Raw genomic sequence first — 21,721 nt, forward strand, 5'->3', positions numbered from 1 at the left:
CCAGGCAATCAGAGGTCACTTTGCTATGGCACTCGAAAACTCAACAATCAGAGACCATATCCAGCGAACGCTGGACACCATCAATCGCCTTGATACGTCTGCCGACATAAGCCTACGACATCAGTTCTCCCAGATGGTGGGAGATCAATATGAGGCGCTTATCGGCCTCAGCGTGGTCGAGTTGCGGCAGTTGGCTGCCGTAAGGGAAAGCAAGCAATAGACGGTGATTAGATCGCCTTCCGGATGTAGGCCATATCGTCGGGCAGGATGTGCATGCCAGCCGCGTGGGCGGCATCGACGAACGCAGGGCGGGCAGCGGCGGATCGGCGGCGCCATCACCATGGCGTCGATCGATCTCGCCAGCGCGCTATGAAATCCCGGCTTTGTCTTATCCGGCTGTTCCGATGTCAAGTAGCTGATCATTTCCTCGACGGTCTCGGCGGGAGCATACTGCCCAACGCGGCGGATCTCGACTTCGAGCGGCTCGATCGAGGTAACGGAAAAGCTGGCCATGACGCGTTACCTTCGACTGACGGGTTGATGCGCACGACTGACAGGTGATGCTCATGAACTGACCCCGAGGTGATTCGTTTCGCGTCAAATCAATGGCTTGCAGATATTGGCTTGAAAGCCTCGTCGGCGGCTATATGTAACCACTTGCTCTTCGAAGAATGGTTGTCACCTATCTTCTCTCAGTTTTCGGACAGCGCACCCAAAAGGAGCGATGAATGTCTGGACTGACCCACTTTTCCAAAATGTCGATAGCGCAGCGCGAGCTCTATGTTGAGACGTTGGCCAGGAGACTTCGTGTCTCTGCCTCAATCGCCAAACGTGATGGCGATGAGCTGTGGTGGATGCTGGATGAACTCGCGGACCAGCTAGACACGGACCATCTGGGTATGGCTGAGGACTATTCGGCAGCTGCCAATGATGTGATCGAAAAAGCGACCCTGTTACTCGCAAAGTTTGAGTGGGACCTTCTGAACGGTACGATTCATTAATCCATGGAACCAGTGGGCGCGATCGAAGTTGGCCGAAGCCGCGTCAACAGCCTTTCCGTTGCGGCTAATCTGGATACTCCTTGACCCCGGCTAAGAACGCGCCGCAACTACATTAACGATCTGCGCTGCAACGAGGAACTGTTTGCGAACGCGAAGCCCAGCAAGAAAATCATCGGACCCGGGAACGTTCCCTTCGATCACGTGTCTTAGCGACAGCCGCGTTTGTCCCCCGATTCCCGCGCGGCTACCCTCGCTCCAGTTAACCCCGCTTTGTGCGGGGTTTCTTTTATCACCGACACAGGCTCAATCTTGCTCTCGCTAGCAGATCGGCTACCATGGCCTGGTCGCTTGGGAGTGCCCTGACACGCTTGAGTGACAGGCGAAGGGCTTGTTGCCCCCTAAAACTCGAAGCCCTTCGCCTTTCCCAGCCGTCGTTACCGGCTGGCGCTGAAGGCTGAGGATCGGCTGGCGTGACCGTGGATTTGATCGGCGGCGAGGCGACGTGGGCCGGGCCTATCCACCCCTGTAGCGGATTACATATGTAGTCTAGCGTCACCTTGTACGTGCCGGACCAGGTGTAGCGGCCGCCGGCACTATGATTGCCCGCTCAAAGGGGCCATTGCTACCTTCAAAGATGGCCGAACTTGCTCTGCAGGTTGTCGTGGAAATCGGCGCACCGATCGGTTCGAGCATTTTGGCGATCGAGAGCGCCCCTCTCTCGCTTATGAGCCGAAGCCAGCTCGCCGTTATCCGGTAAACGCGCGTGCGCTTCCTTCTTGCGGCAGTCAGCCGGGTAGTCCGGCAGTGGGACGTTTGCCCGCGCCTGGCCCTTGATCTCGGCGCGGCGCTCGTCCTGTCACTTGGACTGTAACCACTCACGAAGACCGGGAGTAGCGGCAGCGGTTAGCGTCAGCCAGTTTTGCTTCATAATCCGCGATCTGCTGTTCCATGCGGTCATTGTCGGATTGTTCCGCGCTGAGAGCGGCTTCGGCGCGCCTCCGGTACTCGTCAAGGGCCTGAGAGCCTTTGGGACGAAGATCGCGCTCCTTGTTGAGCTGAGCTTGCAGGGCGTCGTGTCCGTAGGCTGAAACCATGGTGGCTATGGTGATGCGCACCTGCTCGGCCGCATACGATTCGACCTTGCCCGGCGGCTTTAACCGTCTGTTGCAGATCGCGAAATACAGGATGTTTCATGGCAAGGAAGCAGTAACTGCTGCTTGCCAAAGCGCCGTAGCAAAATTACAACCGTGATAATTGAAGTGTGTGAGACCTGCCTCTGTGGATCCTACCGTTAGAGTGTCTGTACCAGCGCCTGCGAAGACGTCGACACCACTACCTGGTCACACGCGGCTCGTATCGCGGGGGCTACCACACCCCTTGATATGTGCTTTTCCCGATGAACCATGGCGCCAGGCAATCTGCGTCACGAGATTTGGCAATGATGACCCTTAGGCAAGTGCTCGCCGATCCTAGTCACCGCTTCTTTCTCTTTTTCTTAACGGGTTTATCGCTGAGTTCGATCCAGACGGGAGCATGGTCGCTGGTGTGTTCCCAGCCGCGCACATGCTTATCTACCTCCGCCTTCGCCAATCTCTCGGCCGCCTCCGAACTCAGCAGCAAATGATCTATCCGAAGCCCGGCATCGCGGGCATACGCGTTCCTGAAGTAATCCCAGAACGTATAGATGCGTTTGTCTGGATGCAGATGACGAAGGGCGTCCGTCCACCCTTGGCCGACGAGGTTCTTGTACGCCTGCCGCACCTCGATGCGGAAAAGGGCATCGTCTGTCCAGCGCTGCGGCTTGTAGACGTCTAGCTCGGTCGGCATGACGTTGTAGTCCCCCGCGAGCACGACCGGCACTTCGAGTTCCAGCAGCTCGGCCGCGTAATCTTGGAGACGCTTGAACCAGCGAAGCTTGTAGTCAAACTTCGCGCTTGGATAAGGATTGCCGTTTGGAAGGTATAGGCCACCAATAACAATCCCATCGACGATCGCCTCGATATAGCGGCTTTGCTCGTCCTCCGGTTCGCCCGGAAGCCCCATCCTTGTGAGATGAGGTTCCAGTCCCTTGGCGAGGATCGCGACGCCGTTCCACGCTTTTTGGCCTTGCCAGACCGCGCCGTATCCGGCTGCCTCGATTGCCTTGATTGGAAACTTCTCCCGCGGCGCCTTCAATTCCTGCAGGCAGCAGACGTCCGGCTCGGCCTCTCCCAGCCATCTCAGGAGGATCTCGAGCCGGCCGTTTATGCCGTTCACGTTATAGGTCGCGAGCTTCACCGGCTAATGTCGGATTTCCGCTTCGACTTTCTTTCGGGAATTTCCAGCGTTCTTCACGGCCTTCTTGACCGTTTCCTTCGATACGCCTTGCTTCTTCGCTTCGTACTTGACTTCGTGATCCTGACCGCCGGCGACTTTCGCACGGTCCTGGGAGCGGCCTCTCGATGTGGTTGTCATGACAGCCTCCTAAGTTTCGACATCGAGAAAACGGGCATGGAATCAGGAAGTTCCACCGCCTAGGTCGAAAGTCACTCCCCGCATGCCGCGGCCATTGTCGCGCGCCGGGCAGGAGAGCCCCCGAGGAAAGCAAGGCGTGGTTTCCTGAGCCTCGCAGCCCGGGATACGCCACAGTTGCGAAACGCTTCGGAACTGGCGCTGAGTTGCCTTTGTCCCGAGCCGAGGCAAAATGTTGCTGGTCGGCGCGAATAAAAATTCATCCTTCAAGGAACGAGGAAACCGATCGCTGACCTAGCGCGGAGGATTGGTCGAGCATGGCTCGCGTCCAGTGGGGACACGAAGCCCAATCAGACGGGCGCCCAAGCACGCGCGCGAAGCGACAACAGTTCGAATTGCACGCTCTCCACACGAAGCGATTGGAAACCATGCGGTCGCGCGAAAGGCGTCGAAACTCGATTTTCTAATCTCATGTTCCGATTTTCGACCGGTCCACCGAATCCGGGATTACACGGCGACAATCATGGATTATTTATATCCACGATTGGGAGATGCAACATGAAACTGAGCGAAGGCGTTGAACAGGCCATTCATTGCACGGCATTCCTGGCGGGGTTGTCCGAGGAGGGCGTGCTATCGGCGGCGGCACTGGCCGAGCTCCACGGCATCTCGACAAGCTATCTGCTCAAGCACCTGCAGGCGCTGTCCGGCGCCGGCATGGTCGCGACCACACCTGGACCGAAGGGTGGCTATCGACTGGCCAAGGCGCCAAAGGACATCAGCCTGCTCGACATCGTCCTCGCGGTCGAGGGGCCGGCGCCCGCCTTCCGCTGCGCCGAAATCCGCCAGCGGGGGCCGAACCCTCTGCCGCGGCGCTACTTCACCAAGCCCTGCCAGATCAACGCCGCGATGCTGAAGGCCGAGAAGGCCTATCGCGCGGAACTCGCCAAGGTGTCCGTCGCGGACCTTCTGGCGGATCTCGGCGCGGACGACGACGGCGGTATCGCCGCGCGCGGATGCGCCTTCCTTGAACTCCACGAACGCAAGACGGGCAATCGCGCCTCGTCATAGGAGAAAGCACCATGACCAAGATGAAGAAGGTCGTCGTCATCGGCGGCACGGGCCTGATTGGCTCGAAGGCGGTGAAGCTGCTGCGGGACGCCGGCCACGAGGCCGTCGTCGCGAGCTCCCGTAATGGCATCAACGCCTACACGGGAGAAGGACTGGCCGATATGCTCGCGGGCGCCGACGCCGTCATCGATGTTTCGAACATGATGTCGTTCGACAAGGACGTGATAACCGACTTCTTTGGAACATCGAGCCGCAACCTAACGAGCGCGGAAAAGGCCGCCGGCGTGCGCCACCACGTCGTCCTTTCCATTGTAAACGCCGAGAAGCTCGCGGCCAATCCATACATGGCCGGCAAGTTGGCGCAGGAAGAGACCGTCGCGGCGTCGGGCCAAGGGTACACCATCGTCCGGGCAACGCAGTTCCACGAGTTCCTCGAGACCCTGGCTGGCGCTTATACGGCCGACGGCGCGGTGAAAGTTCCGAGTATCGACTTCCAGCCGATCGTCGGCCAGCGACGTCGCCGCCGCACTGGTGGAAATCGCATTAGGGCGTAGACTTATAACGACCTGATCCAGATGCGGGTGGCGAGTAGTTTTACGGCTGCTAGGAAGTTTTGAGGGTCCTTGTCATATCGAGTGGCAATCCCTCTGAACTGCTTGAGCTTGTTGAAGAATCGCTCGACGAGGTTTCGCTGCCTATAGACCCATGAGCTGAACGGAAAGCTCTCCTTGCGGTTTCGCTTTGCTGGAATATTGGCCCACGCCCGTTTTGTTTTTGCCAAGGTTCGAAGGGCGTTTGTATCATAAGCCCTGTCTGCCAAGCCGCCGCGGGAACGTCCCATGCAGCCATCGTCTTGATCCCCCTTTTTCCCGTGGCCGCATGTTGATGAACGCGGACACAGGAACTGTCGATCATGACAATATCGCCGTCGAAGGCCCTTGAGACCTCCTCCAGAACATGGTCCCAGACACCAGCCTTTCTCCAACGGACAAAACGATTGTAGCAGGTTGTGTAGGGGCCATAGCGCTCAGGAACATCCGCCCAGGGCGAGCCGGTCCGAAATCGCCGCAAGATGCCGTTGATTACGCGCCGGTCGTCAACTCGCGGGACGCCGCGAGGCTTGTTAGGAAGAAGCGGTTGGATAATGCTCCATTCGAAATCAGTCAGGTCGAACCGGCGACGGGTCATCTGAGGCCTCCAAATCAAAGCCTCATTGAATCAAAGCCATGCCCGCGTGTGAACCCCGTTTATGAGTGTAGGGCCTAGGTGACCCGAAGAACGGAACGGTCGACGATGCCGGACCTGAACGGGCGCCCTTCGGGTCCTTTATTCATGCGTATCTCGATGCGAAGGGCGACGGCAGGCCGGTGACCGCGGACGCCGGGGTTGACTACTTCGGAGCCCCTGTCGCCAGAGGCTCACTGGTTCCCGGTGGAGAGTACAGTGAAGGCCGGATCACCATTGCTGAATGGCTGAAGGCTTAAGAGGAGCGCACGATCATGAAGACCATTCTCCATGCTGCCGCGGCACTCGCGGCCTCCCTTGCCACCGCGTCCGGTCATGATATCGCAAGCCCGGACTCGCGTACGACACGAAGGACGCCAAGGTGACACTCGTCTACGAGCATCCCCTGCCCGACGTTCCCGGCAAGAGCATCAAGGGTGTCCTCGTCGAGTATGGACCAGGAGGCTACAGCTCCGCCCATACGCATGCGAAGTCCGCGCTGATCTACGCCACGGTCATCGAGGGAGCGATCCAGAGCGCCCTGAACGGTGGCGAGACCAAGACCTTTACCGCGGGCCAGAACTTCACCGAGCTGCCGGGAGATCGCCACGACGTCAGCGCCAATGCCAGCAAGACCGAACCGGCGAAGCTGCTTGCCGTCTTCGTCGTCGATACCGACGACACCGTCCTGACGACGCCGCGCAAGCCGTAGAGCGTCCTCCGAAAACCATTCGCTAAACCACAGATCACCTGACGACGGTTCTCCGGCGAACGGAAAACCGCGTCCTCAACAAAGGAGAACGAACATGTCCCGCATGAACTGGTCCGAGGTCGCGCCCGATGGTGCCAAGGCGCTCTATGCAGTCCACCATTACGTCACCGCCAAGACGAACCTGCCGGACGAGCTGATCCACTTGGTCTTCCTGCGCGTGTCGCAGATCAACGGCTGCGCCCACTGCATCGACATGCACAGCCGCGACCTGCGCAAGACGATGTCCGTCGACAAGATCACACTGGTTCCGGTGTGGAACGAGGTGCCTCACCTCTTCAACGACCAGGAACGCGCCGCTCTCGCCTGGGCGGAGGAAGTGACCAACGTGAGCCAGACCCATGCGTCGGACGAGGCTTATGCCGCTGCCGCTGCAGCTTTCGAACCGAAGGATCTGGTCGATCTGACGATCACCATCGCCGCGATGAACGCCTTCAACCGACTTGGTGCGCCGTTCCGTCTTCCGGTGGCGGCAAAGGTTTGAACAGGCCCGGAACACTCGAGAAGGAGGTAGCCTGCCGCCTCCCCGCAAAGGTTCGGCGGGCCACGCCAACTACAGCGGCGACGAGACCATCCGCGTCGCCATCTCCCAAAGACGGAAAGCGTTCTCCGGATCGACCGCGTATCTTGCCACGCCCTTGAACGGCCCGGCTCCGCGCTCGTCGACGACAGGGGATTCCTGGCAGTCGTCGAAATACCTGCCTGACATTCCCTCGACCAGAGGCGATCCCGCAAGTAACACCGACGTGGCCGCACCCTGCTCTCTTGTTTTGCGCAGATGCTCGGGCGTTCTAAGCCCCCCGGTGTGTTTCTGAAGTCCAGTCGCAATCGCTCCGGGGTTGAGAGCATTCGACGTGATGCCGTCGCATGCCCAATTCCTCGCTATCCCCACGGACATCAGAATGCAGGCCGTCTTTGACTGCCCATAGGCTAGCAGAGGATCGTATGGAATGAAGCGGAAGTCCGGATCGTCGAAGAACACCGGCGCAAACAGGTTGCCAGTTGAGGCGACGGATACGACGCGGGCGCCGTTCGCGCTGGCCAGATGCTTCCGCAGGCCGAGTGCGAGCGCGAAGTGGCCTACGTAGTTCGTGGCGAACTGCATCTCCCGTCCCTCCGCCGTTCTCCGCAGTTCCGGAATGGCCATCACGCCCGCGTTGTTGACGAGGACGTGCAGAGGCTCGTTCCAGCTCCTTGTGAATTCCCTCACGGAAGAAAGATCGGAGAGGTCGAGCCGGCGAACGCGCAGCCGAGCCCGAGGTGTTGTTCGCATCAACTCGGCGACAGCTCTCTCGGCCTCCTCCGGACGGCGGGCCGCGATCGTCACGGCCGCGCCCGCGGCGACCAGGGCGCGGCTCGTTTCCAGACCGATGCCGCCAGCCCCTCCGGTCACGATGATATTGCGGTCTGCAAGATCCACGCCTTCCAGAACGTCGGCGGCGGTTGACGAAAACCCAAACGGGATGGATGAAGTCATGGTCGTGCTCCTTAAGACATTCGACTTGCCGGGAAGATAAGCGCGTGGCATTCGTGAACTAGATGACCAACGGCACACGCAATGATGAGATAATTCGTACAGTTGGTTCGCTTCCGCCGGGCGAGCTGGCGGCCTTTCTCGCCGTGGCCGAACATGGCGGGTTTCGTGCCGCGTCGAGGACGCTCGGCCAGACGGCGTCCGCGTTGAGCCACGCGGTCGCTGGACTAGAGAGGCGTCTCAAGGTGAAGCTCTTCCACAGGTCCACCCGAAACGTTTCGCTGACGGAGCCGGGCCGTAGACTTGCCGAGCGGCTCATGCCAGCACTGGCGGAGATCGGTCTGGCCGTCGAGGAACTGCACGAACAAGCTACCTCGCTGTCGGGGCTCGTGCGGATAAACTGCGACGCCAACGCCGCCGAGCAAGTCCTCATGCCACTGCTGACCCGCTTCATGAAGCTTCAGCCGGAGATGCGATTTGAAATCCGGTCGGAGGGAAGAATGGTCGACATCGCCGAGGGCGGATTCGACTGTGGCGTGCGGGCGGCTGAACTCGTCCCGGACGATATGGTCGCGATCCCGATCGGTCCAGATCAGCAGCACATCGTGGTGGCGTCGCCCGCCTATCTCGCCAGCGCGCCGCCCATCGATAGCCCTTCGGATCTCGCTCTGCATCAGTGTATCCAGCTTCGCATGGCGGGCGGGTCGATCTATCGCTGGGAGTTTCAGCGCCGCGGCGAGGACGTTGTCATGGCCACGAGCGGCAAGCTCATCGTCGACCACTCCAGACTTCTGCTGGCCGCGGCACTCGACGACGGCGGGCTAGCATATGTGACGCGGTGGATGGCGGCGGACGCACTCGCCGACGGAAGCCTTCGGCAGGTACTTGACGACTGCACCCCACCTTATCCTGGCCTTTGCCTGTACTACCCGCGGCATCGCCACCTCGGTTTGGGCATGCGAGCCTTCCTCGACTTCCTGAGAGCCGAAGGATCGAGCCGTCGGACGCCCTGACGCCGGCCGGCGCCGCGTCAGTTCCTCGACATGCAAGCTGTGCGCGCTCTATCCCGACGTTCACTCAGGATCGCGTACCCGGTACCCGCGAGCGGTGTCGATGGACTATCGACGGTATCCGGCATTCCGACTGGCTGGCTTTCGAGGAAGTGGCCGCTGGGTCGACGAACCGAGGGGAACGCCATGCTCGCGGTCCTCGCCCCCCAAGACCTCGAACACCCCCCCCGTGTTCGGGAGACGATTACGCGCATGGCCGGAAGTGGCTTGGCCATATCTCATCACCTGGATGTTTCTAGAGCCGATCGTACGAAACGAAGGCTCCAGGCCGGGTACAGAAGAACTCGCCGAGACGCTCGGCACGGTCATGATGATCACCTGCATGAAAATACAGAGTAAGCGGATCAATGAAGCGAGACGTTAACGCCCCCTCGAAGCGGCGGGCTTGCGAAACTAAGAAGCCTCAAGCAGATTCCATTGATGATCGATACCGATGTACGATCCTCTTCTAAGGCTGCTGAAGGAAATGGTGCTTGAAACAGGCGTGACCCTCAGCCTCAATCAGGTCGGGCCGCCCCACGTCGGTCCGGGCGCGGCCAGGACATCATCGTCAACGCTCTGTACCGCTTAAGAATGAGAGATCGAACTGCCGGGCAACAGGTTCATGTTGTTGAATTGTTATAGGGGTCAGGGCCGCGGATGGTGGACAGGGAAGAGGAAAGAGAGCGTGAGCTTGGCCGCAAGAAGTTGATGTTGCGGATGCCGGCCTTCCGAGATCAGCTTCGCCACGCTTCGGGTGAACGCATGGAAGCGCTCTTCCTGGCCTACGAGAGGGCCTCCGTTCATCAGGATAGGATCTGATCTCAAAAACACGCTCCCGCGCAGTGGAAAGCTTATTACGAAGAGGTTTCGGGGGAGATAGAGGAAAGCGTTGGAAGATTTCTGAGCGACCAAAAATGACGGGACTTCAGCTAGGTCCAGGGAACGGAGCGCCGTTACGCACGTTGACCGACAGGTTGCGCGATGGTTCATCGCAGAGCCATCCTCAGCACAGCGGCCGAAGGTGGAGAGATTCCAGCGAGGTTCTCCCCACCGAAGCATTTAGCGAAGGCGACAGATATGCGGAAACAGAGGTTTAGGGTCAGCACTTCCGTGACAGTTGACGCCGAGACGCCCCAAGCAGCCGCGCAACGAGCATTAGAGCTGTTTTCGAAATCTCCGCCTGAACGGTTCGACGTCTTGGATGAGAGTGGATCGACATTCCACATCACCCGTGACCATCCGCAAAGGTCTGTTGACACGATCGAGAAAGAGGTCGTTCAGTATCCGGAGTTCATGGAGAATGACGCCCCTCCCGGTGCGGGCGGCTAACTCGATAGGGCCGATGGCCTTTTCTCGGTCCTTGCAAGGCAGGACAAGAACGTCGAGTAAACAGAACTAGGTCCGCCCCGGGAAGTGCATCGGAACTAATTGCGCTCATCCTTGTTCTTCCCCGCCGAGACGGTCTCCTACAGCAGCTTCCTCGGCACGTGGAGGGCCCGCGAGGCTCTGCGCTCCTGGCTCTCCACACCCCTTTCATCTACTCCGTTTAACGTTTCGACCGCGCTGCTGGCTTTGCCGACTTTGCCTGCGTGGTTAAAGGGGGGGAGCCCTCCCTCCCCACCGCTGTTCGGGGCGTACCAATAGGGGGCGAGGCGTGAGTAGTGCCAAGCGCACCGAGCAACCTTCTGGTTTAGACGCTTCATCAAGCGCGTCCCGAGCTCCCGGAAATCGCGTATCGGTGCAGGGTCATCATCTGCATTCGCTTTTCAGCAGTGAACGCCAAGACCTATCGTTTGTGCTTTAAATACTGCCGCTAACTCGAGGAACAGAACGACGTCCTCGATGTTTAAGGATATCGTCATGAAGAGTTAGACGTATTACATGGCGATAAGGTGAAGAGCTGGTTCCCCTCAAAGCGATCGGCTCTTCGCCGCTTATCATTCCGAAACCTCGCCAACGCGGTCGAAGGGTCAGAAAATGGCTACGAACAGTCGAAACCACACTGCGATTTACGTGGGTGGCTTGCTACTCACTGGGTTAATCATTGCTGCCGGGGCGCTCTTTTCTGGACATCCGCAGCCAAGTCCAGCGACCCGAACCGTCATCATGCAGCGATGAGCAATCGAAATGGGTTGTCCCGCTATCTCACTGCCGGAACATTTCGTCGCGGCCTGAATTTTGCCCCCCGAGATAGTGTCCCAACGTCTTGCTCGGCAAGTGGAGAGCCAAAAGGTCTCTACGCTCAGTCGGCTCTCCACACCACATTTGAAAGAGATAATGGACTGATCCGTCTCCAGTCCGGCTGTGGGGCGTTCTCGTTTACGTCCACCCAGTAGCTGGAGCGGAGAAGCACTCCGTTGCAAACGAACGAGCCGGACCCACGCATTTTTGTATGCGTCGGAGCGAAAATCTGTTTACGGCGCGCACGTGTGACAACGATTCTTTCGTGTCGTATTGTTATAGTCGCCGTCTGCTAGGCGAAATCGTTTTTCCGCGATGTTGCTGATATCGGTCGCGACATAACCGCTGTCCTACCTGGTGGCGGATATCTCATCGGTGATGCCGATCTGTCTCGCGAAGGATATGAGATTCCCGCGCCGAGGCTGCTCGAGATCTGCGACCGACATTGCCTTCGCGATCACCTCGTTCGCGAGATCGCGAAATCGGCCGATTCTATTTCAAAGAGACGGGTCGCCCCAGGTGCCGTCACCCCGTGGAACGCTAGATGGTTGCAAGTAAAGGGAAGATGCGCCACCAGGCGCGGGCATTGATACTTGCGTGAATTGCGCTATCTTCAACATGCTATTCGAAGGATGGTTGTCACCTCTCTTCTCGGTCAGTTTTCGGACAGCGCACCCCCAGGGAGCGAACCGATGTCTGGAATCAGCCAGTTTTCACAAATGTCCATCGAACAACGCGAATTGCACCTTGAAACGCTAGCAAAAAGGCTGCACTTACTGGCGTCCATTGCTCAGCATGACGGGGATAAGCTATGGACTATGCTTGAGGAATTAGCCAACCAGCTTGACCTGAATCAATTAGCTATCGCGGAGGACTACTCACCCTCCTCGAGCGCTGTCGTTGAAGAGGCCACACTGCTTCTCGGCAAATTTGAACTGGACATTCCTAACGCCACGCTTCATTGATTCTTAAGAACCTTTGCTACCTATCGGCGTGCATTGGCCTGTTCTCTAGATCGGCTAACATAGGTTGTCGCTCGAGAGTTCCAAGCTCGAGAGTTCGAAGCTCGAGGGACAGGCAAAGCGGATTTTCCCAAAGAGCCCTTCGCCATCAACTTTCTCGTATCCCAACGAGTGTAGCGAATATGACCGACATCGACCACGTTGCCCATGGTTGGACCTTACTCGCCTTGCGAAGACCCGAAATTATTTTGGAGCGCTTTCGAAGCGTCGCCAATCGATTGGCGATGACCTGAGACCCAAAACTCCCTCCAAATCTTGGGAGAGTCCGTCATTCTGAGGAGGCGGACAGCATGAAACATTCACGGTTCACGGATGAGCAGATCATCGGGATATTGAAAGAGCAGGAGAACGGCCCGAGGACGGGCGCAAGCACGGGATATCCGAAGAGGCTTTCTACAAATACAAGGCGAAGTTCGGTGGCATGGAGATTTCCAATGCCCGCAAGCTGAAGGCTTTGGAAGACGAGACCGCCAAGCTTAAGAAGCTGCTGGCCAGGCGGCGGCCATGGCGCGGCGCTGAGTTGACAGGGAACATTCTGGCGCGCGGGGAGTTCATCGACAGCCGCAGTTATACCCCATGCCCGCGCGGCTACCCTCTCTCCAATTCACCCCGCCCCGCGCGGGGTTTCTTTTTAGCCGTCGCGCTTGACGATTTCGATGGCGTCGTTTCGCTCGGCGTGATCGTGCACTTTATTGCCGGCGAGATGATGTGGGTCGGGCCTATCAGTTCCGCGAAGGGTTGCATATACAATCGAGGGTTACCTCATTCCGCGCTGGATCTCGCATGACGCCGTCGGCACCATGACGGGGCGCTTGTATGTTCGCCCGCCCGCCGGCAGCCTGAGACCGGTCGTGGACTGCGGGGATGGAGTGACGCTCGCGGGCAGCGTCATGGAGCCACCGCTTGGCGAAGAGCGGGTCGAGCCTTTTTGGAAAAGAGAGACCTCGATCTCAAGCCCCCGACGTCGCGGCACCGGCGGCCACAACGCGACGGCTCTCTCGCACTCGGCGGCGGAAGACTGTCAGCACCCCATGGCCCAAGGTTAACCGTGCCGAGGATGGCAAGTGAAGAGGCCACGACCTGGACGAATTTCCATGAAGGCCGCCTATCGGGCTGGATCTCCACGGATGTATCCGATGACCTTGAGATATTCTCGTGGAGCACCACGTTTCTAAAAAGACGCCTGTGATCCGCGCTTGTTTCGTCATGGACCAGGGCCTGCCGACCGTCGTACGTTGTTACATCGCAGCTTCCGAGGTGCGCCGCGGGAGGTGCTCCACGACCGAATGAAGACCGCTGTTGTCGGCGAGGGTCAAACGCAGGACATTATCCACAGCCCTGCTCTCATTGACGTGGTTCGCGATTATGGATTTCATCCCAACGCGTGCAAAGCCTCCGAGCCAGGGCAAAAGGCAAGGTCGAGCGGCCTTTTCGGCATGTTCACGAGGATCTCGTTGGTGGCAGCCTCGACGACATGAACGCCCAGTTCTGGCACTGGCTCGACACCGTCGCCAATCCAAGCAAGCACGCGATGACCGGCTTACGGGTTCCTCATCCGTCTTTCAGCCAGCACCTTTCATCTCTCGGAGGGGCTGCCCCACAGAAGAGGTCAGAGAAGTGGTCGGCTTGCACTGATATCCCTCATGGCATGCTTGACCGATGACACCCGATCGACTAGATGCGCCACCGTCCACTTCCTGGGACATGCGGCAAAGAGAGAATTCGGCCTCGCGAGGAGGTCGAATTCTTGTCACCAATAACTTCGACAGCGACCGCACGAATAAATTGCTTCTGATTGCCGAGCGATACGCATGAGGCGCCTTGGCGTCTCACACGATCGACCGCCGAGGCTTGCGTTCACTTCCATCCCCCGGGTAACGCGTAATGGGCAAGCACTCACCAGCGGGAATCCCGAGACACGTTTGGTGGGCGAAACGAAAAAAATAGCAAACGAGCACCAGTAGGCCTGGCTTGCTACCGAAGGGCGTGGGGTGGGAGACCCGAGTGTCAAGGTCTCCACCAAACCGCTCGGCCGGTGGGCTCGTGACGTGCGTAGCAGATAGTGGTGACGGTGAAGGATGTCCCGGCGAGGATCGCCACTATCATCAGCGCTTTCACTTTAGCCGCTTTGGACCGAACTGACCCAAGGAAAAAGCCCCGCCATTCATGACGGGGCCTCGTCATCAACTTCAAAGCCGTCTATCGGATGTAAAGCTGGAACACCGACCGCGGATAATAATATCCGTCACTATGTCGACGATAGCCCTTGCGGTACTCGCGATAGCCTCTGTGGCCGTTCCAGTAGCCCCTTCGGTCGTATCGGCGCTCGTAGCGATCTCGAGGGTGATGGTCGCGTCGCCAGTCACGCCGGTGATCGTCGCGATACTGGACAAGTTCCATCCCCGATGTCACATGCGTGTGGCGAGCCGAGAGCGGGGCGGCCGAAGCTAAGCCGAAGCTAGATGCGGCCATGACAACCGCAACCAAGGCAGTGCCGATACGCGAAATTTTTCTATCCATGGTTATGCCTTTCCACTGGTAATGTTAGGACCATGGACCTTGCGTCATGAACGGAACATGAACCATTACTGGGGGGGCGCCGGGTGAGGGCGCCGGGTCAGGGCGACGGGTCATCGCGCCGAGCCTCCCGATCGCGATGCTAGCCATCAAGGACGAGCATCGTATTGGTCAAACGTGTTCTCTTGCGGGTCCGCCTATTCGACGTCGACACCCGTCAATTTCGTCCGGCCGCTAATAACCGTTGCCGGTGGAATTTCCGGGCCTAACATTTCGACGTACTTAATGTTTCGCTGCCGTCGAGATAGTCCTCAACACTTCCCGACACGTGGAGGGCCTCGAGCCCCTGTAACTCTCCCGGCTCTCCACACCCCTCGCCTTCAATTTATCCGCGGCGACACTCCGGTGATCGCAAACCCCGCGATAAAAATGGCGGACATGTTGATGAGGCGCATCGCCGATGATGTTGGAACTCACTCGCCGCTGACAATTCGCGGTCAGGGAATTGGAGCGGGTAGCCGGCGCCTCACCCTTTGATGAAATTCGGGGACCAGCGGCATGGTGCGTTTCATTGGCTCCAAAATCCACGCTTTAATAGCGAAAGCCATCGGGTATTCGAAAAGTCCTTGAAGCGGAGTGAGACAGTGCTAGGATCAATCCGTCCGCTGCTCCGGGCAGCACCCCTGACCCCGCTTGAAGCGGGGTTCTTTTTTTGAAAGCACGAGGATCTCCCGCCGCGTCGCCACCGCGGGCGGTGGTCATTCGCGAAATTGAATTGAGAGCGAGCGCTCAAGCGATCGGCGGGCAAGACCGCCAAGTTTAATCAGGAGCGGCTCGGATGGAATTGATTTTGATGCCCATGAGCTATCAACGTGGCTCTCCTCGAGTGATCAGCTTGAGCTCGCGGTTCATTGTGATGGAGGCGGTCCCGACGCCACCTTGTTGTCTTTCGGATAGTCTAGGAACCGGGATCGTAAAGGCTCCTTTTAGGTAGCGACCGCTTAAACAAGTGACGTGCGGCCAACGTGGTTTCTTTGGCCACTAATCGCGGCGGGTGTCCCATCATCTTGCCTGTTCCGCCCGAGGGCGTCTTGGATATCAACCGGTCGGGGAGCAGATTTTCCCTTCGAGCGTGGAACAACGTGACCGAGCCGTTGTTATGCCGCGGTCAATAGCGCAGAATCCTGAGGAGGAAACACAATGCGTATGAAGATGATCGCCGCGGCAATCCTCGTGGCTGGCATGTCAACGGCGGCTTTCGCTCAGTCCAACCCAGCGCCGGCTGGATCGACGATGGACAAGAACCACGGTGATACCGGTGGCGGCGCCAACACTGACATGAAGAAACCAAAGGCAGTCGATAAAACGTCCACTGGAAGCACAATGAAGATGGACAAAACGAAGTGCGCCAATCCGGCGAGCAGCGCTGGAACCGGCAAACTTCAAACCCAGGGTGGCAAGAGCAACGCCACGCCAGAAGACGAAGCTTGCGCGGCCCACAATAACTGAGCCGCCACCGGCGAAAAAGCCGTCATCGTAAAGATGGCGGCTTTTCAATTCGCGCTTCAGCCGTTTCCACAGTTAGCCACCGCGAAACGGATGACGAACTCCGTACTTGGGACTTCTTGTGCGACCCATCCATGATGGCGCGTTAAAATCTCTCGCGCATCCGGCCATAGGCATCGCGTAATTCGTCCAACGTTTTGTCGTATCGCGAACGTTTCGGCAAGGACTTCGCGCCAGCGACCGTGAAAGCGACGGTGCCCACGATGGCGGCGATCGCGATCAGCGTTGAGAGAGGGTGAAGCTTGACCGTCGCTTCCGTCCGGCGGGCAACGTGGCGAGCGCCGCTCTTCATTGTGCCAGCGAGATTGAAAACCTGTTCATGCAACGCTTCCACCTGCCGCCGGAGTTGTCCAATCTCGTCTTTCGCGTCGAAACCTGGCTCAATCGGAACCCCAACTTCGGCCGTGCTCGTGTCGACTATGCCGCGAGGTACGGGTTCACCAATCTTAGCCGCGTGGTCGGTAAGGGTTCGGTGTTCTTTCTTGATTGGCATGATGTTGCTCCCTGCGAACGGTTGGCCGGCGCTTCCAATGACGGATTACGTCGCTGGGCTCGCTTTTGTTCCATTCGCTCTGCGCGCATGGGAAGTGCATGCTGCCTTCGAGCGGAGAGTGGCGAGGTGATGGGTTGGTTGAAGGCCCACGTGTAGTAATCGCTTGGCGAGCAGTTTCCGGCGATCGGATTAGTGAGAAGTTCGAAGGTAGCTGTTGGAGAGGCTGCTGCGAGATATGGTGCCTTGGCCTGATCGAGCTGGCGCGGCGGGTAAGACGGACGATCACGCTTGACGATCGATACTTCGTCCAGCTTTTGCCAGGGGCGGCCACAGGGCTACTTCCCCTTGGCTAACGGCGCGGCGTTGCCGTTGTCGCCGCTTTCCCTGGCTCATGCCGGAATAGCGATTAACGGGAGCGTGTCTTCGGCATCTTGCTCTACTCACTGTTGCATTGTCGCTACAGACATTCGCCTCGAAATACCTTAGGTTTAGCGCAGTGTTTAGTAGGGGAAGCGTCATGAAGAAGTTCCTTGTCGCGGCCATGCTCGTTCTTGCCTCGGGCACCACGGCTTTCGCGGCGGATTTGGTTGAGCAGCCTGTCGCAACCGCCCCACCCTTCACTTGGAGCGGTCCTTATTTCGGTATCGACGGCGGTGCCGGTTGGTTGAACGGTGATTTCTCCGCCGGCGGGCTATCGGATTCGGAAGACTTTAACGGCGGCATGTTCGGCGGGTTCGTCGGCTACAACTGGCAGCTCGACAATAGCATCGTCTTGGGCGTCGAGGGCAATGTTGAATACAACTGGAACGACAAGGACTTCCTGGGCGCCAATGTCGGGAGCGATTGGTCTGGCGCCGTGCGTGCCCGTGTTGGCTATGCATTTGATAATGCGCTGATTTATGGCGCCGCTGGGTGGACCGCGACGCGTGGATTCGTGGACGTTCCTGGCTTTGACAAGGAAACGAAGACATTCAACGGTTACACCGTCGGCGCGGGTTTGGACTACGCGTTCACGAACAACGTCTTTGGCCGCGTGGAGTATCGGTACAATGACTACGGCAGCAAGGATCTGCTTGGTTTCGATGTCGATGCCGATCAGCATGTGGTCAAGATAGGCCTCGGCGTGAAGTTCTAAAACTCCCATGGCGACATAAAGCCCCGCTTCCGCAGGGCTTTTTGTTCGCGGCTCGTAAATTCAAGGGTGCCGTCGTGGTGGCGCCAGTCTTTCTTTCCGATGACGCGACATCGCCTTGTCATGCGCCGGTCTCGGGGCTCCCTCCCAGCATCCACCAATTTGTTGGGAACCGATGCGGATTGGCTTGGAACTTCACGGGTCACCAAGCATGGTGAGCGCGTTCTCGATCGCCGCTCCCGAGGCCGTGTTGTCGAACACGCACCAGCCGTCCGACGCCACCATGCCCGAGAATGACCTAATCTCGTTCGCTGTATAGTTGGAATAGTAGGTTTTTGGCTTGCCGTGCAGGCGCAAGTATCTCGGCGCCCCTTCGAATTCCCCCGCCTCCCAGACCAGGGCGGGATCGGCGAAAACCCGATCAACCGCATAGGCCTTCAATAGCTCCAGTGCCTCGGCCGCGCCCAACTCTTGTGCCTGGCCTCGATGACGATCGGCCCGTCACAGCAATCCCGGATTGCCTGGAACGCGCTATCAAGAACACCAGCATCAAACGGCAGCGATGGCGGCAGTTGGCAAAGGAGCGGCCCGCGTTTTTCCCCGAGCGGCGCGATATCCTCAAGAAAGGTCCTGAACGGCTTGGCGACGTCTTTCAGCGCGTGGGTGTGGGTGATCGTCTTGGGCATCTTGACCGCGAACCTGAAGCGGGCCGGAACGGCGGCGGCCCATCGCGCGAAGGTCGATTTCCTGTGCCTGCGATGGAAGGTTGAGTTGATCTCGACACCGTTGAAGACCGAGGCGTATCGAGTGAGATTGCTTCCTTCCGTTTCGAAGCTGCCAGCGACATTTTTGGGAATGGACCAGCCCGCTGTGGCGATGATCGGCAAATCGTGCTCCTCTCTAGCTCGCAATCACCAGACTGAAACGACGAGGATGATTTCAAGGTTCCGCAATCCACCCAGGTCCCTGGCCCTAAAGCGAGGAACGTCTAGGAAAAATTGATTCCGAGATCAGCGTGAGCTGATCCCGTGGCAAGCAGCTCTTCCCAACACGGGGAAGGAAACGGGATATCGCGTCAGCGTCGGCTAACCGACGTCGCTAGGTTTGGGTGGTGGATGAGCTATCCCGCGCGCGACGTTAACGCTGCAATGTCGTCCGCGTGGGCGCAGCTTGAAATCGACGCGCGCTCCAGCCATGACCGCGACGACCTTTGGATCATACCACCGTCATGGAAATGGCCGGCTGCTGGGACAGGAGGTCCGCGAGGACTGTCATGCTCCGTCGCAATTCCTCGATGGTGGCGGGCGCGCCTAGGCCAAGCCGAATGGCCTCTGGAGCGTCCACCACCGCGAACGCGTCACTGGCCACGACGCCAATCCCAACCGAACGCAATCTCGAGACCAGTTCACCCCTGTTCCAGGGCTCCGGCACGTTTAGCCAGACATGGAAACCTCGAGGGGAAGTCTCGGCAAAGGTGGATAACGTTTCAGGCAAGACGCGTAGCCTCGCGGCGGTTTCCCGCATGATTTCCTTGCGCGCGGTATCCGCCAGGCCGGTCTCTATCCATCTAGAAGCCGTTGCGCTCGTGAGAGGCGAGACCAGGGAGGCGGATGCGCGGATGGCGTTGGTGACCCTATGGGCTCGCCCCTCAGGTACCGCGATGTATGCAACGCGCAAGGCGGGAGACAGGCACTTGGACAGGCTCGCGAGGTGGTAGACGCTGTCCGGCGCGAGCACGGCGAGCGGTGTTGGCGCGTCGGGAGCCAGGAAACCGTAGGCATCATCCTCGATAATCGGAACATCGTTTACTCGCGCCAACTCGACCAGCTCTCGGCGGCGCGCCAGGGGCATCGTGCGTGTGGTCGGGTTGTGCAGGGTCGGCATGCAATACAATGCCTTCGGCTTCATTGCCTTGCATGCTCTCGCGAACGCTTCCGGGATAAGTCCATGATTGTCCATCTCCAACGGAGCGAGCTTGAGCCTAAGGTGTGACGCGACGGCGCGGAAACCTGGATACGTCAAATGCTCCACGCAAACCGTGTCACCCGGTTCCACGAGAACACTCAGAACCGCATGGAGAGCTCCTTGAGCGCCCGCCGTGACGAGGACGCGATCACGAGTGACATCAGGCAGCCTGCGCGAGAGCCAGGAGGCAGCGGTGGCTCGATCGTCGATGATGCCTCCGGGCTCTTGGTAGCGCATCAGCAAATCGAGTCCACGATCCCGTAGGTCGCCAACCGCCTCCCACATACGCTGCTCGATGGAGCTGTTGGCGAAACGAGGTGGCAGGTTCATGGTCATGTCGACCAGACCCGAAGGTTCGGCGCGCGATGCAAGGCTCCGGCCTGCCGTGACATAGGTTCCCTGACCAACCCGTCCTTCGATCAAGCCGCGGCCGCGAGCTTCCGCGTATGCCCGACTAACCGTCGTGAAGTCGATGGCGAGGTCATCGGCGAGCTTGCGTTGTGTTGGAAGACGATCGCCTCGCGCGAGACGTCCACTGGCGATGTCAGCCGCGAGCGCGTCGGCGATCGCGAGGTAAATCGGTCCCCCGCTGTTGTCTAGCCGCGGTGCCCATGTCGTTTTTGCCATCGGTTCCATCGTGATCCAATCAATTCCGTAATATATGGATCTAAGATGGAAAGCCTTGTCAAGCGAACTACCGGGGACGCGCGTTCGGGCACCCGCCTTTGGCCAATTTTAGGGCGAGCTGGCGGGATTTTCGTTTTGATCGGCCGAACATCGCTCCCCGTTCAACGAGCTGCGACAATTTGGATAATATGCGATTTTGATCGGAGAATGTATGTAAGCAGCATCCCATCAATAAGTGGAAGTCGAGCCATGAGTTATGAACGGTCGCCGATATCGCCGATGAACGAGCGGGCATCCACCCAGCCATGGGATCATTTGACGCTGTGTGTTTACTGCTTCATCGGCCTGGGCCGCGGCGGCGCTGGCGTTGCGTATCCAGGTCGTTTACGCGCCGTCCCCGTGGACCCACCTTCTCGTCGCCCTACCCCCTGTATTTGTCGCATGCATCCTGCCCTTGCGACTGCTGAAGGTTTGGCTTTCACGCGCCAAGGAAGCGCCGGAACGCGCGACCCCTGACCGCGACGATGCGCCCACGGTCGCCGCGATAGGGCCGTTCGTCGTTACACGAAAGCCCAGCTGGAAGTTTTCGGCGTCCGCGGATGAAGCCAGGACGCGCGAGCGCAAGGAGTCTTGATCATGGAGTGGATACCCATAGCCCTTGGAACCTTCAAGGCGCTCGCGCTGGGCGTGGCAATGTATTATGCAATCAAATGGCATTACGACCAGGGCGAGAAAGGCGGGACGCGGGCTCTGCTGCGCATGGGCGGAAAGGTTGCTGGCGCATTCCTATTGACGCTCCTGACCGTGGTGCTCTTCGCGTTCGTCTTGAGCAACATGCTCGGTCTGGATCTGAGTTATCCCTGAGCGCGTGGCGGACAGGCGTTGTCTGGCGGAAAATGTCGAAGCCGCCGTGCCTGCTTGATCCCGCCAGGCGGGCGAGCCCTGGTACCCGATTTAGGGTTTGCATCTGGCAAATATAGTTCCGCCATCCGATGTCACGTTTGTCCCACGTTCGGCCTCGGAACTTTTTGGCCTGGATCCGCGTCAAACCAAACGAGGGCTTCCACTTAAGGAATACCTGTCTCGAGTGCACCCGGACGACCGACCCCAGTTGGCGCAAGTAATCATCGATGCAATTATCGCGGACATCCCGCAACAAGACACTACCGCGTCCAG

Annotated in this window: 20 protein-coding genes and 3 pseudogenes; 12 read left to right on the top strand and 11 right to left on the bottom strand. The window is 58.8% G+C overall.

Annotation, left to right across the window (positions count from 1 at the left end):
* Positions 1-144: 144 nt before the first annotated feature.
* Positions 145-513, bottom strand: a complete 369-nt coding sequence (locus P3R82_RS09440; RefSeq protein ID WP_283193711.1) for a hypothetical protein — start codon at positions 511-513, stop codon at positions 145-147.
* Positions 514-728: 215 nt separating this feature from the next.
* Here P3R82_RS09440 and P3R82_RS09445 point away from each other — a divergent pair, with 215 nt between their 5' ends.
* Positions 729-1,001, top strand: coding sequence for a hypothetical protein (locus P3R82_RS09445; protein WP_112436283.1), 273 nt, complete (start codon positions 729-731; stop codon positions 999-1,001).
* A gap of 875 nt (positions 1,002-1,876) precedes the next feature.
* Here P3R82_RS09445 and P3R82_RS09450 read toward each other — a convergent pair.
* Positions 1,877-2,095, bottom strand: a complete 219-nt coding sequence (locus P3R82_RS09450; RefSeq protein WP_112989369.1) for a hypothetical protein — start codon at positions 2,093-2,095, stop codon at positions 1,877-1,879.
* On the opposite strand from P3R82_RS09450, the gene P3R82_RS09455 reads away from it, so the two are divergent.
* Positions 2,094-2,252, top strand: a complete 159-nt coding sequence (locus P3R82_RS09455; RefSeq protein WP_162724714.1) for a hypothetical protein — start codon at positions 2,094-2,096, stop codon at positions 2,250-2,252. The genes P3R82_RS09450 and P3R82_RS09455 overlap by 2 nt on opposite strands.
* A gap of 222 nt (positions 2,253-2,474) precedes the next feature.
* On the opposite strand, the gene xth is transcribed toward P3R82_RS09455, so the two are convergent.
* Together xth and P3R82_RS09465 are read right to left on the bottom strand one after the other, a co-directional pair.
* Positions 2,475-3,278, bottom strand: a complete 804-nt coding sequence (gene xth, locus P3R82_RS09460; RefSeq protein ID WP_112436285.1) for an exodeoxyribonuclease III — start codon at positions 3,276-3,278, stop codon at positions 2,475-2,477.
* 3 nt (positions 3,279-3,281) lie between these two features.
* Positions 3,282-3,455 carry a DUF3606 domain-containing protein gene (locus tag P3R82_RS09465; protein ID WP_112436286.1) on the bottom strand — a complete coding sequence of 58 codons (174 nt, stop codon included), beginning with the start codon at positions 3,453-3,455 and terminating at the stop codon, positions 3,282-3,284.
* Positions 3,456-4,010: 555 nt separating this feature from the next.
* Here P3R82_RS09465 and P3R82_RS09470 point away from each other — a divergent pair.
* Positions 4,011-4,523 carry an Rrf2 family transcriptional regulator gene (locus P3R82_RS09470; RefSeq protein ID WP_112436287.1) on the top strand — a complete coding sequence of 171 codons (513 nt, stop codon included), beginning with the start codon at positions 4,011-4,013 and terminating at the stop codon, positions 4,521-4,523.
* A gap of 11 nt (positions 4,524-4,534) precedes the next feature.
* Positions 4,535-5,077 (top strand): NAD(P)H-binding protein, encoded by a 543-nt coding sequence (locus tag P3R82_RS09475; protein WP_283193712.1) that lies wholly within the window; start codon positions 4,535-4,537, stop codon positions 5,075-5,077.
* 2 nt (positions 5,078-5,079) lie between these two features.
* On the opposite strand, the pseudogene P3R82_RS09480 reads toward P3R82_RS09475, so the two are convergent.
* Positions 5,080-5,711, bottom strand: a pseudogene (locus tag P3R82_RS09480) (IS5 family transposase).
* Between the two features lie 406 nt (positions 5,712-6,117).
* Here P3R82_RS09480 and P3R82_RS09485 point away from each other — a divergent pair.
* Both P3R82_RS09485 and P3R82_RS09490 read left to right on the top strand, forming a co-directional pair.
* Positions 6,118-6,459 (top strand): annotated as a pseudogene (locus tag P3R82_RS09485) (cupin domain-containing protein); the annotation flags it as partial.
* A gap of 94 nt (positions 6,460-6,553) precedes the next feature.
* Positions 6,554-7,000, top strand: a complete 447-nt coding sequence (locus P3R82_RS09490) for a carboxymuconolactone decarboxylase family protein (protein ID WP_112436013.1) — start codon at positions 6,554-6,556, stop codon at positions 6,998-7,000.
* A gap of 69 nt (positions 7,001-7,069) precedes the next feature.
* Here P3R82_RS09490 and P3R82_RS09495 read toward each other — a convergent pair whose 3' ends face one another.
* Complete coding sequence (locus tag P3R82_RS09495) at positions 7,070-7,993, bottom strand: SDR family NAD(P)-dependent oxidoreductase (RefSeq protein WP_112436014.1); 924 nt, start codon at positions 7,991-7,993, stop codon at positions 7,070-7,072.
* 62 nt (positions 7,994-8,055) lie between these two features.
* Here P3R82_RS09495 and P3R82_RS09500 point away from each other — a divergent pair, with 62 nt between their 5' ends.
* From P3R82_RS09500 to P3R82_RS09510, 3 genes and pseudogenes are all read left to right on the top strand, one after another.
* Positions 8,056-9,003 carry a LysR family transcriptional regulator gene (locus P3R82_RS09500; protein ID WP_112436015.1) on the top strand — a complete coding sequence of 316 codons (948 nt, stop codon included), beginning with the start codon at positions 8,056-8,058 and terminating at the stop codon, positions 9,001-9,003.
* A gap of 2,912 nt (positions 9,004-11,915) precedes the next feature.
* A complete protein-coding gene (locus tag P3R82_RS09505) occupies positions 11,916-12,188 on the top strand; it encodes a hypothetical protein (protein ID WP_112436017.1) in 273 nt (90 codons plus the stop codon).
* Positions 12,189-12,535: 347 nt separating this feature from the next.
* Positions 12,536-12,738 (top strand): annotated as a pseudogene (locus tag P3R82_RS09510) (transposase); the annotation flags it as partial.
* A 1,706-nt stretch (positions 12,739-14,444) separates the two neighbouring features.
* On the opposite strand, the gene P3R82_RS09515 reads toward P3R82_RS09510, so the two are convergent.
* Positions 14,445-14,765 (bottom strand): hypothetical protein, encoded by a 321-nt coding sequence (locus P3R82_RS09515; protein WP_162718085.1) that lies wholly within the window; start codon positions 14,763-14,765, stop codon positions 14,445-14,447.
* A gap of 1,197 nt (positions 14,766-15,962) precedes the next feature.
* Between P3R82_RS09515 and P3R82_RS09520 the strand changes: the two genes are divergently transcribed.
* Positions 15,963-16,271 (top strand): hypothetical protein, encoded by a 309-nt coding sequence (locus tag P3R82_RS09520; protein ID WP_112436019.1) that lies wholly within the window; start codon positions 15,963-15,965, stop codon positions 16,269-16,271.
* A gap of 142 nt (positions 16,272-16,413) precedes the next feature.
* On the opposite strand, the gene P3R82_RS09525 is transcribed toward P3R82_RS09520, so the two are convergent.
* Positions 16,414-16,821: a hypothetical protein gene (locus tag P3R82_RS09525; RefSeq protein ID WP_112436020.1), complete on the bottom strand. Its 408-nt coding sequence runs from the start codon at positions 16,819-16,821 to the stop codon at positions 16,414-16,416.
* Positions 16,822-17,338: 517 nt separating this feature from the next.
* On the opposite strand from P3R82_RS09525, the gene P3R82_RS09530 reads away from it, so the two are divergent.
* A complete protein-coding gene (locus P3R82_RS09530) occupies positions 17,339-17,956 on the top strand; it encodes an outer membrane protein (protein WP_112436021.1) in 618 nt (205 codons plus the stop codon).
* 192 nt (positions 17,957-18,148) lie between these two features.
* Here P3R82_RS09530 and P3R82_RS30280 read toward each other — a convergent pair whose 3' ends face one another.
* The 3 genes from P3R82_RS30280 to P3R82_RS09540 all read right to left on the bottom strand — a co-directional run bounded on the left by P3R82_RS30280 (position 18,149) and on the right by P3R82_RS09540 (position 20,545).
* The gene (locus P3R82_RS30280; protein ID WP_349294055.1) at positions 18,149-18,421 is read right to left on the bottom strand and encodes a DUF72 domain-containing protein; all 273 of its coding nucleotides are present in this window, start codon (positions 18,419-18,421) and stop codon (positions 18,149-18,151) included.
* Positions 18,391-18,840 carry a DUF72 domain-containing protein gene (locus tag P3R82_RS09535; RefSeq protein ID WP_349294056.1) on the bottom strand — a complete coding sequence of 150 codons (450 nt, stop codon included), beginning with the start codon at positions 18,838-18,840 and terminating at the stop codon, positions 18,391-18,393. The genes P3R82_RS30280 and P3R82_RS09535 overlap by 31 nt, the downstream gene beginning before the upstream one ends.
* A 328-nt stretch (positions 18,841-19,168) precedes the next feature.
* The gene (locus P3R82_RS09540; protein ID WP_112436071.1) at positions 19,169-20,545 is read right to left on the bottom strand and encodes a PLP-dependent aminotransferase family protein; all 1,377 of its coding nucleotides are present in this window, start codon (positions 20,543-20,545) and stop codon (positions 19,169-19,171) included.
* Between the two features lie 636 nt (positions 20,546-21,181).
* On the opposite strand from P3R82_RS09540, the gene P3R82_RS09545 reads away from it, so the two are divergent.
* Entirely contained in the window at positions 21,182-21,409 is a 228-nt protein-coding gene (locus P3R82_RS09545; RefSeq protein WP_181459301.1) for a hypothetical protein, read from the top strand.
* Positions 21,410-21,721: the final 312 nt, after the last annotated feature.

Source organism: Rhizobium sp. AN80A (assembly GCF_030053015.1).
GTDB lineage: Bacteria > Pseudomonadota > Alphaproteobacteria > Rhizobiales > Rhizobiaceae > Rhizobium > Rhizobium metallidurans.

Excerpts from the sequence above, each read along its gene's own strand:
- P3R82_RS09520 (WP_112436019.1), top strand. The coding sequence starts at position 15,963 with ATGCGTATGAAGATGATCGCCGCGGCAATCCTCGTGGCTGGCATGTCA.
- P3R82_RS09505 (WP_112436017.1), top strand. The coding sequence starts at position 11,916 with ATGTCTGGAATCAGCCAGTTTTCACAAATGTCCATCGAACAACGCGAA.
- P3R82_RS09515 (WP_162718085.1), bottom strand. The coding sequence starts at position 14,765 with ATGGATAGAAAAATTTCGCGTATCGGCACTGCCTTGGTTGCGGTTGTC.
- P3R82_RS09470 (WP_112436287.1), top strand. The coding sequence starts at position 4,011 with ATGAAACTGAGCGAAGGCGTTGAACAGGCCATTCATTGCACGGCATTC.
- P3R82_RS09540 (WP_112436071.1), bottom strand. The coding sequence starts at position 20,545 with ATGGCAAAAACGACATGGGCACCGCGGCTAGACAACAGCGGGGGACCG.
- P3R82_RS09465 (WP_112436286.1), bottom strand. The coding sequence starts at position 3,455 with ATGACAACCACATCGAGAGGCCGCTCCCAGGACCGTGCGAAAGTCGCC.
- P3R82_RS09445 (WP_112436283.1), top strand. The coding sequence starts at position 729 with ATGTCTGGACTGACCCACTTTTCCAAAATGTCGATAGCGCAGCGCGAG.
- P3R82_RS09495 (WP_112436014.1), bottom strand. The coding sequence starts at position 7,993 with ATGACTTCATCCATCCCGTTTGGGTTTTCGTCAACCGCCGCCGACGTT.
- P3R82_RS09525 (WP_112436020.1), bottom strand. The coding sequence starts at position 16,821 with ATGCCAATCAAGAAAGAACACCGAACCCTTACCGACCACGCGGCTAAG.
- P3R82_RS09440 (WP_283193711.1), bottom strand. The coding sequence starts at position 513 with ATGGCCAGCTTTTCCGTTACCTCGATCGAGCCGCTCGAAGTCGAGATC.
- P3R82_RS09545 (WP_181459301.1), top strand. The coding sequence starts at position 21,182 with ATGGAGTGGATACCCATAGCCCTTGGAACCTTCAAGGCGCTCGCGCTG.
- P3R82_RS09450 (WP_112989369.1), bottom strand. The coding sequence starts at position 2,095 with ATGGTTTCAGCCTACGGACACGACGCCCTGCAAGCTCAGCTCAACAAG.
- P3R82_RS09455 (WP_162724714.1), top strand. The coding sequence starts at position 2,094 with ATGGTGGCTATGGTGATGCGCACCTGCTCGGCCGCATACGATTCGACC.
- P3R82_RS09530 (WP_112436021.1), top strand. The coding sequence starts at position 17,339 with ATGAAGAAGTTCCTTGTCGCGGCCATGCTCGTTCTTGCCTCGGGCACC.
- P3R82_RS09475 (WP_283193712.1), top strand. The coding sequence starts at position 4,535 with ATGACCAAGATGAAGAAGGTCGTCGTCATCGGCGGCACGGGCCTGATT.
- P3R82_RS09500 (WP_112436015.1), top strand. The coding sequence starts at position 8,056 with ATGACCAACGGCACACGCAATGATGAGATAATTCGTACAGTTGGTTCG.
- P3R82_RS09490 (WP_112436013.1), top strand. The coding sequence starts at position 6,554 with ATGTCCCGCATGAACTGGTCCGAGGTCGCGCCCGATGGTGCCAAGGCG.